General features: G+C 69.4%; 14 protein-coding genes. 7 read left to right on the forward strand and 7 right to left on the reverse strand.

Annotated features, from left to right (window positions below):
* The first annotated feature begins 24 nt into the window (after positions 1-24).
* Both ACGFIF_RS21005 and ACGFIF_RS21010 read left to right on the forward strand, forming a co-directional pair.
* Positions 25-657 carry an RNA polymerase sigma factor gene (locus ACGFIF_RS21005; RefSeq protein ID WP_393156516.1) on the forward strand — a complete coding sequence of 211 codons (633 nt, stop codon included), beginning with the start codon at positions 25-27 and terminating at the stop codon, positions 655-657.
* Positions 654-1,490, forward strand: coding sequence for a hypothetical protein (locus tag ACGFIF_RS21010; RefSeq protein WP_393156517.1), 837 nt, complete (start codon positions 654-656; stop codon positions 1,488-1,490). The genes ACGFIF_RS21005 and ACGFIF_RS21010 overlap by 4 nt, the downstream gene beginning before the upstream one ends.
* 22 nt (positions 1,491-1,512) lie before the next feature.
* Here the strand turns inward: ACGFIF_RS21010 and ACGFIF_RS21015 are convergent, their stop codons facing one another.
* Genes ACGFIF_RS21015 through purS form a run of 5 tightly spaced genes read right to left on the reverse strand, consistent with a single transcriptional unit; the run spans position 1,513 to position 7,331 of the window.
* On the reverse strand, positions 1,513-2,004 hold the full coding sequence (locus ACGFIF_RS21015; RefSeq protein ID WP_393156518.1) for a DUF1707 domain-containing protein: 492 nt from the start codon (positions 2,002-2,004) through the stop codon (positions 1,513-1,515).
* Positions 2,005-2,058: 54 nt separating this feature from the next.
* Positions 2,059-4,320, reverse strand: a complete 2,262-nt coding sequence (purL, locus tag ACGFIF_RS21020; protein ID WP_393156520.1) for a phosphoribosylformylglycinamidine synthase subunit PurL — start codon at positions 4,318-4,320, stop codon at positions 2,059-2,061.
* Position 4,321: 1 nt separating this feature from the next.
* Positions 4,322-6,412 carry a hypothetical protein gene (locus tag ACGFIF_RS21025; RefSeq protein ID WP_393156522.1) on the reverse strand — a complete coding sequence of 697 codons (2,091 nt, stop codon included), beginning with the start codon at positions 6,410-6,412 and terminating at the stop codon, positions 4,322-4,324.
* Positions 6,412-7,083, reverse strand: coding sequence for a phosphoribosylformylglycinamidine synthase subunit PurQ (gene purQ / locus ACGFIF_RS21030; RefSeq protein ID WP_393156523.1), 672 nt, complete (start codon positions 7,081-7,083; stop codon positions 6,412-6,414). Before purQ ends, ACGFIF_RS21025 begins: the two co-directional genes overlap by 1 nt.
* Positions 7,080-7,331 (reverse strand): phosphoribosylformylglycinamidine synthase subunit PurS, encoded by a 252-nt coding sequence (gene purS / locus ACGFIF_RS21035; RefSeq protein ID WP_141855837.1) that lies wholly within the window; start codon positions 7,329-7,331, stop codon positions 7,080-7,082. The genes purQ and purS overlap by 4 nt, the downstream gene beginning before the upstream one ends.
* Positions 7,332-7,455: 124 nt before the next feature.
* Between purS and ACGFIF_RS21040 the strand changes: the two genes are divergently transcribed.
* The 5 genes from ACGFIF_RS21040 to ACGFIF_RS21060 all read left to right on the forward strand — a co-directional run bounded on the left by ACGFIF_RS21040 (position 7,456) and on the right by ACGFIF_RS21060 (position 11,447).
* Positions 7,456-7,977 carry a helix-turn-helix transcriptional regulator gene (locus tag ACGFIF_RS21040; RefSeq protein WP_393156524.1) on the forward strand — a complete coding sequence of 174 codons (522 nt, stop codon included), beginning with the start codon at positions 7,456-7,458 and terminating at the stop codon, positions 7,975-7,977.
* Entirely contained in the window at positions 7,974-8,654 is a 681-nt protein-coding gene (locus tag ACGFIF_RS21045; RefSeq protein WP_393156525.1) for an ABC transporter ATP-binding protein, read from the forward strand. The genes ACGFIF_RS21040 and ACGFIF_RS21045 overlap by 4 nt, the downstream gene beginning before the upstream one ends.
* Positions 8,654-9,979 (forward strand): hypothetical protein, encoded by a 1,326-nt coding sequence (locus ACGFIF_RS21050; RefSeq protein WP_393156527.1) that lies wholly within the window; start codon positions 8,654-8,656, stop codon positions 9,977-9,979. Before ACGFIF_RS21045 ends, ACGFIF_RS21050 begins: the two co-directional genes overlap by 1 nt.
* A 240-nt stretch (positions 9,980-10,219) precedes the next feature.
* On the forward strand, positions 10,220-10,849 hold the full coding sequence (locus ACGFIF_RS21055; protein ID WP_393156528.1) for a CDP-alcohol phosphatidyltransferase family protein: 630 nt from the start codon (positions 10,220-10,222) through the stop codon (positions 10,847-10,849).
* A gap of 109 nt (positions 10,850-10,958) precedes the next feature.
* Positions 10,959-11,447, forward strand: coding sequence for a hypothetical protein (locus ACGFIF_RS21060; RefSeq protein WP_393156530.1), 489 nt, complete (start codon positions 10,959-10,961; stop codon positions 11,445-11,447).
* On the opposite strand, the gene ACGFIF_RS21065 is transcribed toward ACGFIF_RS21060, so the two are convergent.
* Together ACGFIF_RS21065 and ACGFIF_RS21070 are read right to left on the reverse strand one after the other, a co-directional pair.
* Positions 11,444-12,310, reverse strand: a complete 867-nt coding sequence (locus tag ACGFIF_RS21065; protein WP_393156531.1) for a phosphoribosylaminoimidazolesuccinocarboxamide synthase — start codon at positions 12,308-12,310, stop codon at positions 11,444-11,446. The genes ACGFIF_RS21060 and ACGFIF_RS21065 overlap by 4 nt on opposite strands.
* A gap of 31 nt (positions 12,311-12,341) precedes the next feature.
* The gene (locus tag ACGFIF_RS21070) at positions 12,342-13,421 is read right to left on the reverse strand and encodes an FAD-dependent monooxygenase (protein WP_393156532.1); all 1,080 of its coding nucleotides are present in this window, start codon (positions 13,419-13,421) and stop codon (positions 12,342-12,344) included.
* Positions 13,422-13,440 lie beyond the last annotated feature (19 nt).

Below are 13,440 nucleotides of genomic sequence, written 5' to 3' on the forward strand. Positions count from 1 at the left end.
GTTCCGCAACACCCGCGGGGTGAAATGGACAGACCCGATGCCGGACATCTCTCGGGTATGGCGCAGACACCGATCAAGGCCTGGGCTGGGCCGGTGAGTGAGGAAGCCGTGCACCCACCACCGGACCCACACCGGGAGCGGTTCGAGGAGGTCTTCGGCGCACACAGGGAGGCCGTCCTCGGCTACCTACGCCGCCGGACCGACAGCGGCCACGATGCCGCCGACCTGCTCGCAGACACGTTCCTGGTGGCGTGGCGGCGGCTGGACGACGTGCCACCCGGCAACCAGACCAGACCATGGCTGTACGGCGTGGCGCGCCGAGTGCTGGCCAATCACCGCCGAGGTGAGGGCCGTCGGCACGCACTGGCCACGAAGCTCCGCCAGGAACTCACCGAGCTGGACACGGCGGACACTGCGCTACCGGACGACACCCCGGCGGCCCGAGCGTTCCGCGCCTTGCCGGAGCAGGACAGAGAACTGCTGTCCCTGGTGGCCTGGGAGGAGCTCGACACCGCGCAGATCGCGACTGTGCTCGGCATCTCCAGCAACGCCGTACGAATCAGGCTGCACCGCGCCCGGAAGCGGTTCGCCAAGTTGCCTCACCGCCCCGCTGGCGAACCGGAACCTGGTCGCCCTCAGAGAAGAGACCTCACATGAAGACGCATGACATCGACGCCGCCGTCCGCGGCCTCGCCCTCACCCGCACCGAGGACCGGATCACCGACGCGGCGTGGACCCAGGTGGCCGAGAACGTCACCAGCGAACACGCCCCGGCCGTCAGCCTCGAACCCCGCCGGCGCCCGGCCCGCCCCCGCCTGCTCCTGGCGGCCGCGGCCAGCCTGCTGATCGTCGGTGTCGTCGCCGCCACCCTGGTGAACCGGCCCGGCCAGAACCAGCCGCAGGCGCTGTCGTTCACCGAGCAGGGCGACAAGCTGATTGTCCGCATCGTCGATCCGACCGCGGATCCGAAGCGGTACAACGCCGAGTTCGAGAAAATGGGCCTGGACATCACGGTCAAGACCATCGCGGTCAGCCCGCCGATGGTCGGGATGATCGCCGGCATCACTGGACGGACAGAGAGCGACTTCAAACCACTGCACCGGCTCGCTCCCGGTGAGAAATGCAACGGCACGCTGAACGCCGCCGATCCCGGCTGCCAGGAGGGCCTGGAGCTGCCGAAGAACTACGACGGCGAGGCGCTGATCGAGTTCGGCCGGGAGGCCAAGCCCGGCGAGATGTACCTGCACACCTCCGGATCCGCGACGGCGAAGGGCGAGATGCTGGCCGGTCTGGTGATCCACAACAAGCCGGTCGCGCAGGTCCTCCCCCAGATCGCGGCGCGCGGCGTCAAGGTGGTCAGCTACCTGAGCGGCAACGCCCCGGACCTCGACAGCAGTCAGACGGCCCCCGGCAACTGGTACGTGCACGGTGCCATGTCGCACGCCCCTGGCGAGGTCATCCTCTTCGTCGGCGCCAAGCCGGAGAAGTAGGTCTGCCCCGCTCCCGTCGGCCTCAAGGCCGGCGGGAGCGTTTGGTCTTGCCGGCCGCCCAGCGGTACGCGACGAACGTCCACGCCAGGGCGGGTAGACCGAAGATCGCGGCGGCGACCTCACGACCGAAGACCAGGAGCACCAGCCCGGTTAGGAAGAACGGCGCGGCCAGCCAGACCGCACCGGCGAACGCGGCCCACCGCCATCGACCGGGCTTGCTCGGCGCCGGCTTGTACAGCGACGGCGCCGGCAGCCCGGCGAAGATCGGCTGCAGGTCCGCATGCGTGACGGCTTCGTTCAGCCGGTCGACCCGGGCATGCAACTCGTCCTCGTCCAGCCGCCCGACGGCGAACTGCTCAGCCAGGTCGTCGGTGCAGATCCGGCGCTCCTCGTCGGTCAGCCGAATCCCCGCCGCCCGCCGCCGAGCCGCCGCGACCCGAGCCTCCTGCCCGGCAGCGGCCGCAAGCCCCATCAGCTCACCAACCGCCGGCTTACCCGTACGCCGCTCCGCCATAGCCTCACCTCACTCGTCCCTTCGAGTGTGTCAGACCGGCGGAGCGGCATCAGATCAACTCAGGGCGGCCGGGAGGGTTGCGGTCCACGCAGTACGGAGCTCGGTCAGCGGCAGCTCGAACTGGTCCTGGACGTCCAGGGTGTCGCCGGTGATGACACCGATCTTGGCGTGCGGGAAGCGGCGCGCGGTGCACATGTCGGTGAACCGGACCTCTTCGGTACGCGGTACGGCGACCACGGCACGGCCGGCCGACTCCGCGAACAGGAACAGGAACGGGTCCAGCCCGTCCGGCGCCCAGACGCGGGCACCGACTCCGCCCCGCAGAGCCGACTCGACCAGGGTCTGCGCGACCCCGCCGTCGCTGACGTCGTGCGCGGCGTCGATCAGGCCGTCCCGGGACGCGTTGATCAGGATGTCGGCCAGCTGCTGCTCGGCGGCCAGGTCGACCGCCGGCGGGCGGCCACCCAGGTGACCGTGGACGACGTGCGCCCACTCCGAGCCGGACAGCTCCTCCTCGGTCTCACCGAGCAGGTACAGCTGGTGACCCTCCATCTCGGCGGTGAAGCCGATCGGCGTCCGGCGGGTGACGTCGTCGATGACCCCGAGGACGCCGACCACCGGCGTCGGCAGGATCGGGGTGTCGCCGGTCTGGTTGTAGAACGACACGTTTCCACCGGTGACCGGGATGCCTAGCTCGATGCAGCCGTCGACCAGCCCGCGGATCGCCTCCGCGAACTGCCACATCACCGCCGGGTCCTCGGGCGAGCCGAAGTTCAGGCAGTCCGTCACCGCGGCCGGCCGGGCACCCGTGGTCGCCACGTTCCGGTACGACTCGGCCAGCGCCAGCTTGGCGCCGGTGTACGGGTCCAGCTTGGCGAACCGCCCGTTGCAGTCGGTCGACACCGCGACTCCGAGACCGCTGGTCTCGTCGACCCGGATCATCCCGCTGTCCTCGGGCTGCGCGAGCACCGAGTTGCCCAGCACGTACCGGTCGTACTGATCCGTCACCCAGGACTTGTCACAGAGGTTGGGCGAGGCAACCAACCGCAGCAGGGTGTCCCGCAGCTCCGCACCCGTGGTTGCCCGTGGCAACTTCTCGGCGCCGTCCGCCTGCAGCTCGTCCTGCCAGGCCGGGCGCTCGTACGGACGCTCGTACACCGGGCCCTCGTGCGCCACGGTCCGCGGCGGTACGTCGACCACTCGCTCACCGTGCCAGTCGATCTCCAGCCGGCCGGTGCCGGTGACCTCGCCGATCACGTCGGCCTGGACGTCCCACCTGGCGCAGATCTTCAGGAAGGCCTCGACGTTGTCCGGCGTGACGACCGCCATCATCCGTTCCTGCGACTCGCTCATCAGGATCTCTTCCGGCGCTAGCGACGCGTCCCGCAGCGGCACCTTGTCGAGCGAGACGTACATCCCGCCCTCACCCGCGCTGGCCAGCTCCGACGTCGCACAGGACAGGCCGGCGCCGCCGAGGTCCTGGATCCCCTCGACCACGTTCGCGGCGAACAGCTCCAGGGTGCACTCGATCAGCAGCTTCTCCATGAACGGGTCGCCGACCTGGACCGCCGGCCGCTTGGTCGGACCGCCTTCCGCGAAGGTCTCGCTGGCCAGCACCGACACCCCGCCGATCCCGTCGCCGCCGGTCTTGGCGCCGTACAGGATGATCTGGTTGCCGATACCGGTCGCGTTCGCCAGGTGCAGGTCCTCGTGCCGCATCACGCCGACGCAGAGCGCGTTGACCAGCGGGTTGCCCAGGTACGTCGAGTCGAAGACGACCTCACCGCCGACGTTGGGCAGGCCGAGGCTGTTGCCGTAGCCGCCGATCCCGGACACGATCCCGGGCAGCACGCGCTTGGTGTCCGGAGCGTCCAGCGGGCCGAACCGCAGCGGGTCCATCACCGCGACCGGGCGCGCACCCATCGCCAGGATGTCGCGGACGATGCCGCCGACCCCGGTCGCCGCGCCCTGGTAGGGCTCGACGTACGACGGGTGGTTGTGCGACTCCACCTTGAACGTGACCGCGTAGCCCTCGCCGATGTCGATCACCCCGGCGTTCTCACCGATACCGGCCAGCATCTTCCCGGCCGGCGTCTCCTGCGGGATCTCGCCGAACCTGCGCAGATGCACCTTCGACGACTTGTACGAGCAGTGCTCGCTCCACATCACGGAGTACATCGCCAGCTCGCAGCTGGTCGGCCGCCGGCCCAGGATGTCGCGGATCCGCTGGTACTCGTCCGGCTTCAGGCCCAGCTCGGCCCACGGCTGCTCGACGTCAGGGGTGGTACTGGCGTTGCTAACGGTGTCGGTCGACACTTCAGGACTCCTGCAGTAGGTGGGACTCAGGTGAAACGGTAGCGGGCTGCTCGGAGGCCACGAGGTGGGCCACCAGCAGAGGAAGGGCGAAGCCGGTCATGATCGCGGACAGTACGACGCCGGAGTCGTTCAGCAGCATGCCGACCAGAGCACAGATCGACAGCGCGAGCAGAGTCGGCCGGACCATCGGCAGACTCGTGTAGAAGGCCTGGTACGCCGGGGACGGCACCCGGTCCGGCAGCACAGTGGCGAGCATCGCCAGCACCACACCGACCAGCATCGCCCAGCCGGCCGGGCCGGCGAAGTACTGCACAGCCATCTCGAGCTTGCGGATCAGTACGTCGCTCACGTCACCGTCCAGCAGCCTGGCCACGAACGTGCCGAAGTGGCTCCGCTCGTCCTCCGGCCGCAGGTAGTCGAGGAAGGCGACCGCCGACACCGCGAGCACGCCTGCCGCGCCCACACCGAGGAGTGCGCGCCAGGAGATGCTTCCACGCCAGGTCAGCCAAGCCATCAGCAGCACAGCCGGGGTCAGGGCGAGAATGCCGCCGAAGTCAGTCCCCCAGCCGGGTCTGCCGTCGACCACGATGGCCGCTCCGCCGATCGCGAGCACCGCGAGTGCTGCCTGCTTCCGGCTCTTGTCGATCAGCCGCTGCGCTGCCCAGCCCGCCGTGACGAGCGCGGCGACCGCCAGCGTGGCGAACGTGGAGTTGCCGAAGCCGTAGAACCGCCCACCGACCACCGGCCCGTCGGTGAACATGCTGCCGAACTGCAGAGGTGTCCCCAGCACGCCGTCCACGAGCAGGAGCACGTACGCCGCCACGGCGATCCCGAGGAACGCATAGCGTTTCAAGGCGAGTTGCGCCGCGGCCGCGATCGCCGCGCTGATGCCGAGGACCACGCAGTACAAGGAGAAACCGGGCGCCGGCCAGCGCCACCACACGGTCGCCGTGGACAGGAAGACGGCGATGAAGAACCCGCCCTGCGTCAGCAACGTGAAGACGAAGGTACGACGGGACCGTGGGCTGCGCGTGATCAGGAACCAGGCGAGCGCGATCAGCTCCGCGGCCAGGATCGTCATCGACACCGCGACCAGCATCGGCCGCGGCTGCTCGAACCGCTCGTTGGTGTCGAGCCGGTTCTCGATCACCGCGTCCGCATCGGTGAGGCGGGGCCCGGTGAAGTGGATCTCGTTGCCGTCCAGCGGACCGGCCTTCTCGGCACCGGCCGGGTCGACCTCGGCGACGTCCCGTTCCTTGAGGATGGTCGCGGTGACATCGGTCAGCTGGATCAGTCCGGGGCGGCGGGTGCTGTCACTGGTCAGCCAGCGCGGCCCGTTGTCCGGCGGCAACTGCATGGCGACCAGGGGCTCCTGGTGCGCGTCGGCCGTCTCCTGGCTGACGCCGACGAGCAACACCCAGCCGTCGGCCGCTCTGGCCTGTGCGACGAGGTCTGCGACCCTCTTGCGGGCCTCGTCACGGCCTTCCCCCAGCGGAAGTGCGCCTGCGTCGACGATCGCGTCACCACAGTCCGGGCTGGTCAGCCGTGATGCGGAGAACTCCGGCAGCCAGTTGTTCACCGTGCCGTCAGTGCGGGCCAAGGCGACCGCTGCACCCGGGCCGAAGCCGCAGATGGGGTAGCCGGTCTGGCCGAGGCGCCCGATGGGTGCGCCGGTGTGGTGCTCTGCCTGGCGGTCGACGTACGTCTGCCAGCCGGCGATCTTGCCGTCGGTCACAGCGGGCAGGTCACCGCAGGGTTGGTCGGGGACGCTGCCCCACGCCCGGGTGCCGGCGCTGACGGTGAGCCAGCCGTCGACCGGGCAGGTGTGCGGGCCGGCCGTCTTCACGGTGATCGAGCCGACGTGGGACTGGTTCACCAATGCGGTGAGCTCGGGTGACGCCTTGACGTCGTTCCAGGTCAGACCGGGCACGCCGATCACCACGACCTTGGCCAGCAGACTCTGGTCCGTCACCGGCTGCGCACTCGCCGTACCAGCCGATCCCACCACTGCCGCCGCGGCCGCGACGGCGATCGCCACGGTCCGAAGAAGCACGGAGAAGTGTCCCCAGTTCTTCGGACCCAACAGCTTCATCAGGAGGCGACGACGGCCTTCAGCACCGAGGTGAAAAAGCCCAGACCGTCGGTGCTCGGGCCGGTCAGGGTCTCGACGCAGTGCTCCGGGTGCGGCATCAGGCCGACCACGTTGCCGCGTTCGTTGGTGATACCGGCGATGTCGCGGTAGGAACCGTTCGGGTTCTCGCCCAGGTAGCGGGCGACGACCCGGCCCTCGCCCTCCAGCCGGTCCAGGGTGGCCTCGTCGGCGACGAACGAGCCGTCCTGGTTCTTGACCACGATGGTGAGCTCGTGGTTGGCGTCGTAGTCGGACGTCCACGCGGTGCGGTTGTTCTCGATCCGCAGCGGCTGATCCTTGCAGAGGAACTTGCGGTGGTGGTTCTTGATCAGGGCGCCGGGCAGCAGGTGCGACTCGCAGAGCACCTGGAAGCCGTTGCAGATACCCAGCACCGGCAACCCCTGACCGGCCTTGGTGATGATGGTCTCCATCACCGGCGCGAACCGGGAGATGGCACCGGCGCGGAGGTAGTCGCCGTACGAGAAACCGCCCGGCAGGACGACCGCGTCCACACCGTGCAGGTCGGCGTCGGCGTGCCAGAGGGCGACCGGCTCGGCGCCGGCCACCGCGGCCGCGCGCCGGGCGTCCGCGTCGTCCAGCGAGCCCGGGAAGGTGACGACGCCGATCTTCACTGGTCGTTCTCCACGTGGAGGGCGTAGTCCTCGATCACGGGGTTGGCCAGCAGCGTGTCGGCGGCCTTGCGGATCTCGGCGACCCGCTCCTCGGTCGCCTCGCCGTCCAGGGTGATCTCGAACCGCTTGCCCTGGCGGACATCGGCCACGCCGTCGAAGCCGAGCCGGCCGAACGCACCGTGCACCGCCTTGCCCTGCGGGTCGAGGATCTCGGGCTTGAGCATGACATCGACGACAACGCGAGCCACTGACTACTCCAGGTCTCGTTCCGGGGTGACGCCCTGAATCCTACCGACCGATCCCAGGTTCCCCCGCATCGGCCGGAATACCGGACTATTCACTCAGTACATACACTCAGTGTATAGTCGGGTCATGGCCACTGCGGAACTGGTGCTGGGACTGCTGTCAGGCGGCCCTGCCCACGGGTACGACGTGAAGCGGGGCCACGACGCCTGGTTCCCGGACAGCCGGCCATTGGCGTTCGGGCAGGTGTACACGACGCTCGGACGACTGGAGCGGGACGGACTCGTCGAGGTGGTGGACAAGACCTCCGGCGGCGGTCCGGACCGGACGGTCTACGCACTGACCGACAAAGGCTGGGAGCATCTCGCGGACTGGCTGAACGATCCGGTGCCACCTGCCTGGGGCAGCGCGGACGAGGTATTGCGGAAGCTGGTCGCGGCGATCCGGACCGGCGGTGACGCGGCCGCCTTCCTGGCCCGGCAGCGCGCGAGCCACCTGCGCCGGATCCGGGAGTTGCGCGAGACACCGGCCGAGGACGACCCGACGTCTCCACTGGTCCGCGAGTACATCGTGGCCCACCTCGACGCCGACCTCCGCTGGCTGGACACCGCCCTGGAACACATCTCCGAACAGAAGGAGGCTCACCAATGAGCTCATCGCCCGCGCTGGAGCTGAGTGGTGTCGAGTACTCCTACCGCCGGAACGCGGCGCTCAGGGGTGTGACGCTTCAGGTCAAGCCCGGCGAGGTGGTCGCGGTCACCGGGGCCAGCGGCTGCGGCAAGTCGACTCTGCTGCACTGCGCCGGCGGCATCCTCAGTCCGGACGTCGGCACGGTCCGAGTGGCTGGACAGGACCTGGCGACGTTGCCGGAGGACCAGCGCGCTCGTCTGCGTCGTACGAAGGTCGGCATCGTGTTGCAGTTCGGTCAGCTCGTGCCGGACCTCCCACTCATCGACAACGTCGCGTTGCCACTCCTGCTCGACGGTCATGAGCGAGGACAGGCGCATGAGTCCGCGCTGGACTGGCTCAAGCAGGTAGGCGTCGCCGACGAGGCCGACGCCGTACCGGCCGAGCTCTCCGGCGGTCAGACCCAGCGGGCAGCCGTGGCCCGTGCTCTCATCACCGGACCGTCCGTCGTACTGGCTGACGAGCCGACAGGCAGCCTGGACAGCAGGGCCGGGCAGGAGCTGCTCGAGCTGTTGCTGAAGGCCTCCCGGTACCGCGGTTCGGCGCTGGTGATGGTGACGCACGACAACCTCATCGCGGCCTCGGCGGACCGGGAGATCAGGCTGCGCGACGGCGTGATCCAGCACGAGGTCGCGCTCTGATGACGCTCGAGACGCTGGTCCAGCTCGCTCGATCCCGCACGCCCGCAGACCGCAGCCGCATCCAGCTGGCCACAGCGGCACTAGGGCTCGGCGGAGCGCTGCTGCTCGGCGCACTGCGGATCGCCCGGCTGGGCAAAGGCGAGCTGGGTGCCGACGTCTACAGCAACTACGTCGCTGAGAGCGGACTCCGCTCCGGTTTGGTGGCGATCCTCATCATCCTTGCCCTACTCACCGCAGGCCTCGCCGTTCAGGCCCTGAGACTTGGTACGGCGGCACGCGAACGGCGACTGGTCGCACTGCGACTGGCCGGAGCCTCCCGCAAGCAAGTGCGGCAGTTGTCCGTGACAGACGCGGCCCTGGCGGGGTTGGCCGGCGGATTGCTCGCCGGGCCGATCTATCTGGTGCTCAGCCTGCTGCTGGGCGTCCTGCCGCGGATGGCCCAGGTCCTCCCGGGCGCTGAGTTGCTGGACCTGCTCATCTGGGTCCCGGTGGTCGTAATGACGACCGCGGGCGGTGCGCTGATCGGAGGTCTACTGCACCGCGATCAGTTGCTGCCGGGCGTGGAGAGGCCGGAGCAGGTCCGCACCGGCATCATCGTGGGACCGGTCATGCTCGTCCTCGGGGTGGCCACGGTCCGCTGGTTCGGGTACGTCGCCTCGACCGTCTTCGTGGTCGGGCTGGCGCTGTTCTTCCTGAGCCTCGCACCACTGTGGATCAAGACCATCGCCCGCCGGTTCCAGCGGTCCGGCGACCCGGCCAATCTGCTGACCGGCATCCGTCTCGTCGCCGACGCACGACCCGCCAGCCGGATGGCGACCTTGCTCGCGTCCTGCGGCTTCCTGGTCGGCACCCTGGCCGACGGCACGATCAGCGCCGCGACCGAGCCCGAAGACCTGATCGATCGGACCGGCTTCTACGTAACGGGTTACGTGCTCGCATCGGTCGGCGTACTGCTGATCGTGCTGACCGGCATCGCCGCACTCGTCGTCGGCGTGGCCGATCAACTGGTGGATCAGCGCCGCCAAATCGCCTGCCTCACCGCACTGGGTGTCGACGCACGCTTCCTCCGCCGCGTCATCCGCCGGCAGCTGACCACGGTCGCCGCACCGGCGCTCGCTGGGGGTCTGTTCCTGGGAGCGTTGCTCGGACTCGGCCGGATCACCGGCGGGGACGCCGACTCCTTCGCGCCGAGCAAGTTGCTCACCGCCGCCGGGTTGATGGCCGCCGGCTGGCTGCTCGGCCTGCTCGCCGGTGTCGCCGCCGGTTTCTTCCTACGCAACCAACTCCGGGACGCACTAGACCCCGAGAATCTGAGGGCAGCTTGATGACAGTGCTTTTGGCCGGGCCTTCGGCGCCGGCAGGGTCATGGGGCTTTGACTCCCGGCCTTCCCTCGTTGCTCCAGTCGCTGTGTTGGATGCCACGCCTCCGGCGCGGCGGGCATGGGGCTGTTGCTCCCGGCCTTCCCTCGTCGCTCCAGTCGCTGCGCTCCCTCCGCTCCTCAGTCCAGGCCGGGAGGCCCCATGACCAGGCTCCCTCCGCTCCTCAGTCCAGGCCGGGAGGCCCCATGACCACGACCCCATCGATCCCAATGGTCGTCCGCCCAGCGCTCCTGCTGGGTGTCCCGAATCGCATCACGCTGGTCCGGACGGTTGTCGCGATGGTGATCGCGGCGGTCGCGTTCCGCACCGGGGCGCTGAGCTGGCTGGTCATCGGGTATGCCGCCTACTGGGTCGGCGACATGGCCGACGGGGCCGTCGCCCGGTACCGGAACGAGGAGTCGGTGGCCGGTGCGGTGTTCGACATCGTCTGCGACCGGGCCTGCTCGTTCCTGCTGGCGGCCGCGTTCATGGCGACGTTCCCGGCGACGATCGGGCCGTTGGCGATCTTCCTGGTCCAGTTCGGCGTACTGGACACGATGCTTTCGCTCGCGTTCCTGCTCTGGCCGGGCACGCTCAGCCCCAACTACTTCTACAAGGTCGACCGGCCGATCTGGCTCTGGAACTGGTCGAAGCCCGCCAAAGCCGTCAACACAGCCGCCGTGGTGATCTCGCTGATCGTCGCGCACCAGACCGGCGCCCACTGGCTTCCGTACGGCGTTGCGATCGGTGCACTGGTCGTGAAAGTCGCGTCCACCTACCGCCTGCTGACCATCCTCCGGGGCCGTCGGCCCGCCGTACCCGCTCTGACGGCTTGAGGGGTGCTGTCAAGGGTGGGAGGTAGTGGATGGGGTGGGGCCCTGGTTCTGCCCCGGAGTGGAGGTGCCCCGCGTGGCAACCGCGCTGGTAGCGCATAGCCTCGAAGTCATGTGGGTGTGGCAACTGGTGCTGGCGGTGGGCTTCGGGATCGGGTCCGCCGTGATACCGGTGATGAACGCCGAGGCGTACGTGCTCGGTGCCGGCGTCTCCGGCGCACTGGACCCGGTGGTGGCGGCGATCGGGGTGTCGGTCGGGCAGACGATCGGCAAGGTCGCCATGTTCCTCGCCGTCCGATACCGCCCGGGGTACGCCGCTCGCAAGACCAAGGAACCGAAGGCGGTCGACCTCACCACCCGCTGGGGCCGCTTCGTCCAGTGGAACCGCGACGTCAGCAAGCGACTGCTGGACGCGATGAGCGACCGCCGCTGGGGCATCCCGGTCACCCTGCTGAGCGCGTCGGTCGGCATCCCACCCCTGTACGGCGTCGCCCTCATCGGCGGCGCCTCCCGGATGGGCGTCATCACCTTCACGCTCTCGGTCCTGGCCGGCCGAACCGCCCGCTTCGTCCTCCTGGCCCTGGGCGTCAGCCTGTTCTAGGCAGTGAACGTGCGGCCGGTCAGCTGCTCGTACGCGTTGATGTAGGCAGCGCGGGTGCGCTCGACCACCTCGTCGGACAACGGCGGCGGCGCCTCACCCGACTTCCGGTCCCAGCCAGACTCGAACTGCAGCCAGTCGCGGATGATCTGCTTGTCCAACGACGGCTGCGGCTTCCCCGGCTCCCACTGCTCAGCCGGCCAGAACCGGCTCGAGTCCGGCGTCAGCACCTCGTCGGCCAGCACGATCGTCCCGTCCGCCCGCGCCCCGAACTCGAACTTCGTGTCGGCCAGAATGATCCCGCGGTCTGCCGCCATCCCGTGTGCCCGCGTGTAGATGTCCAGCGTCGTGTCCCGCAGTGCCGCCGCCGTCTCCGCACCGACCGTCGCGACCACGGCGTCGTACGAGACGTTCTCGTCGTGCTCGCCGAACTCGGCCTTGCTCGCCGGGGTGAAGATCGGCTCGTCCAGCCGGGAGCCCTCCACCAGTCCGGGCTTCAGCGGGATCCCGCAGACACTGCCGGTGGCGCTGTAGTCGAGCAGACCGGAGCCGCTCAGGTAGCCGCGGGCGACGCACTCGACCGGGAACATCGCGAGCTTCTCGCAGACCACCGCGCGGCCGGCCACCTCGACCGGTACGTCGGTGGACAGGATGTGGTTCGGCACGTCCAGCACCTCGAACCACCACAGGCTCATCGCGGTGAGCACCTTGCCCTTGTCCGGGATCGGCGTCTCCAGGACCCAGTCGAACGCGCTCTGCCGGTCGCTGGCGACCATCAGCAGCTCGCCGGACTCCAGTTCGTACAGGTCCCGGACCTTGCCGGAGTGGAGGTGCTTGGCGCCAGGGATCTCAGGAGCTGTGGTCACACCGCGATTCTTCCATCCGCCGCCGGGACCGCTACTTCCGCCTCCGCAGCGACACCAGCTTGCCGCCGAGCCCGAGCAGTCCGTCCCGGATCGCACACACCACCCGGTTCTCCACCTGACCGACCCGGCCGACCCCACGCGACCGCTTGACCAGCTTGGTGGTCAAGGGGCGGCGCTCCCTGTCGTACGCCGCCAGCGCCGTACCCAACTCGGCGCCGCCGGCCAGGTGTCTGGCGAGAGCGCCGGCGTCCTCGATCGCCGAGCAGGCGCCGCGGCCGAGGTTCGGTGTCATCGCGTGAGCGGCGTCGCCGAGCAGCAGCACGCGGCCCAGGACGAACGGGACCAGCGGCACCGACAGGTCGTGGATGTCGTTCTGCAGAACGGCCTCCGGCGGCGTGCCCGCGAGGATCGTCGGGATCGGCTCGTGCCAGTCGCCGAAGTCGCTGGTCACCGTGGCGTGATCGCCACTCTGCCCGGCCGGCTGGTTGGCGGTCGCGTACCAATAGATCCGCCCGTCGATCAGCCGTGCGAACCCGAACCGTTGCCCACGGCCCCAAGTCTCGCCACCACCGTCGTCGATCTGTACGTCGGCAATCCCCCGGTACGCCGTGTAACCGGAGTACCGCGTGCCCTTGTATTCCGGGTAGAGCGTCTGCCGGATCACACTGCGGATGCCGTCGGCCGCGACCACCAGGTCGGCCCGCAGGTCGTCATTGATCGTCACCCCGGAGTCGTCCTGGACGACCTTCGTGACGGTGTAGCCGGTCCGGACCGTGATCCCCGGGCCGAACTGGTCCGTGATCAGGTCGTGCAGTTGCGCCCGGTGGATCATCACCGGGAGCTCGACCCCGAGGTCGGCCGCCTCCACCACCCAGCGGCCGTCGGGCTTGTGCATCCCGGCCGGCGCGGAGAGCGCGGCCGCCTTCTCGACGCCCTTCACCCCGAGCTCCTCCAGGACGGCGACCGCGGCCGGCCAGACCGAGATCCCGGCACCCACCTCACCCAACTCCGGCGCCCGTTCCAGCACCGTGACCTGCCAGCCGCACCGCTGCAGTGCGACGGCCGCCGTGACCCCGCCGATTCCCGCTCCCACCACGATCGCCGTACTCATGCGCCAGACTCTACATCTG

The organism is Kribbella sp. NPDC049174 (assembly GCF_043197365.1).
GTDB lineage: Bacteria > Actinomycetota > Actinomycetes > Propionibacteriales > Kribbellaceae > Kribbella.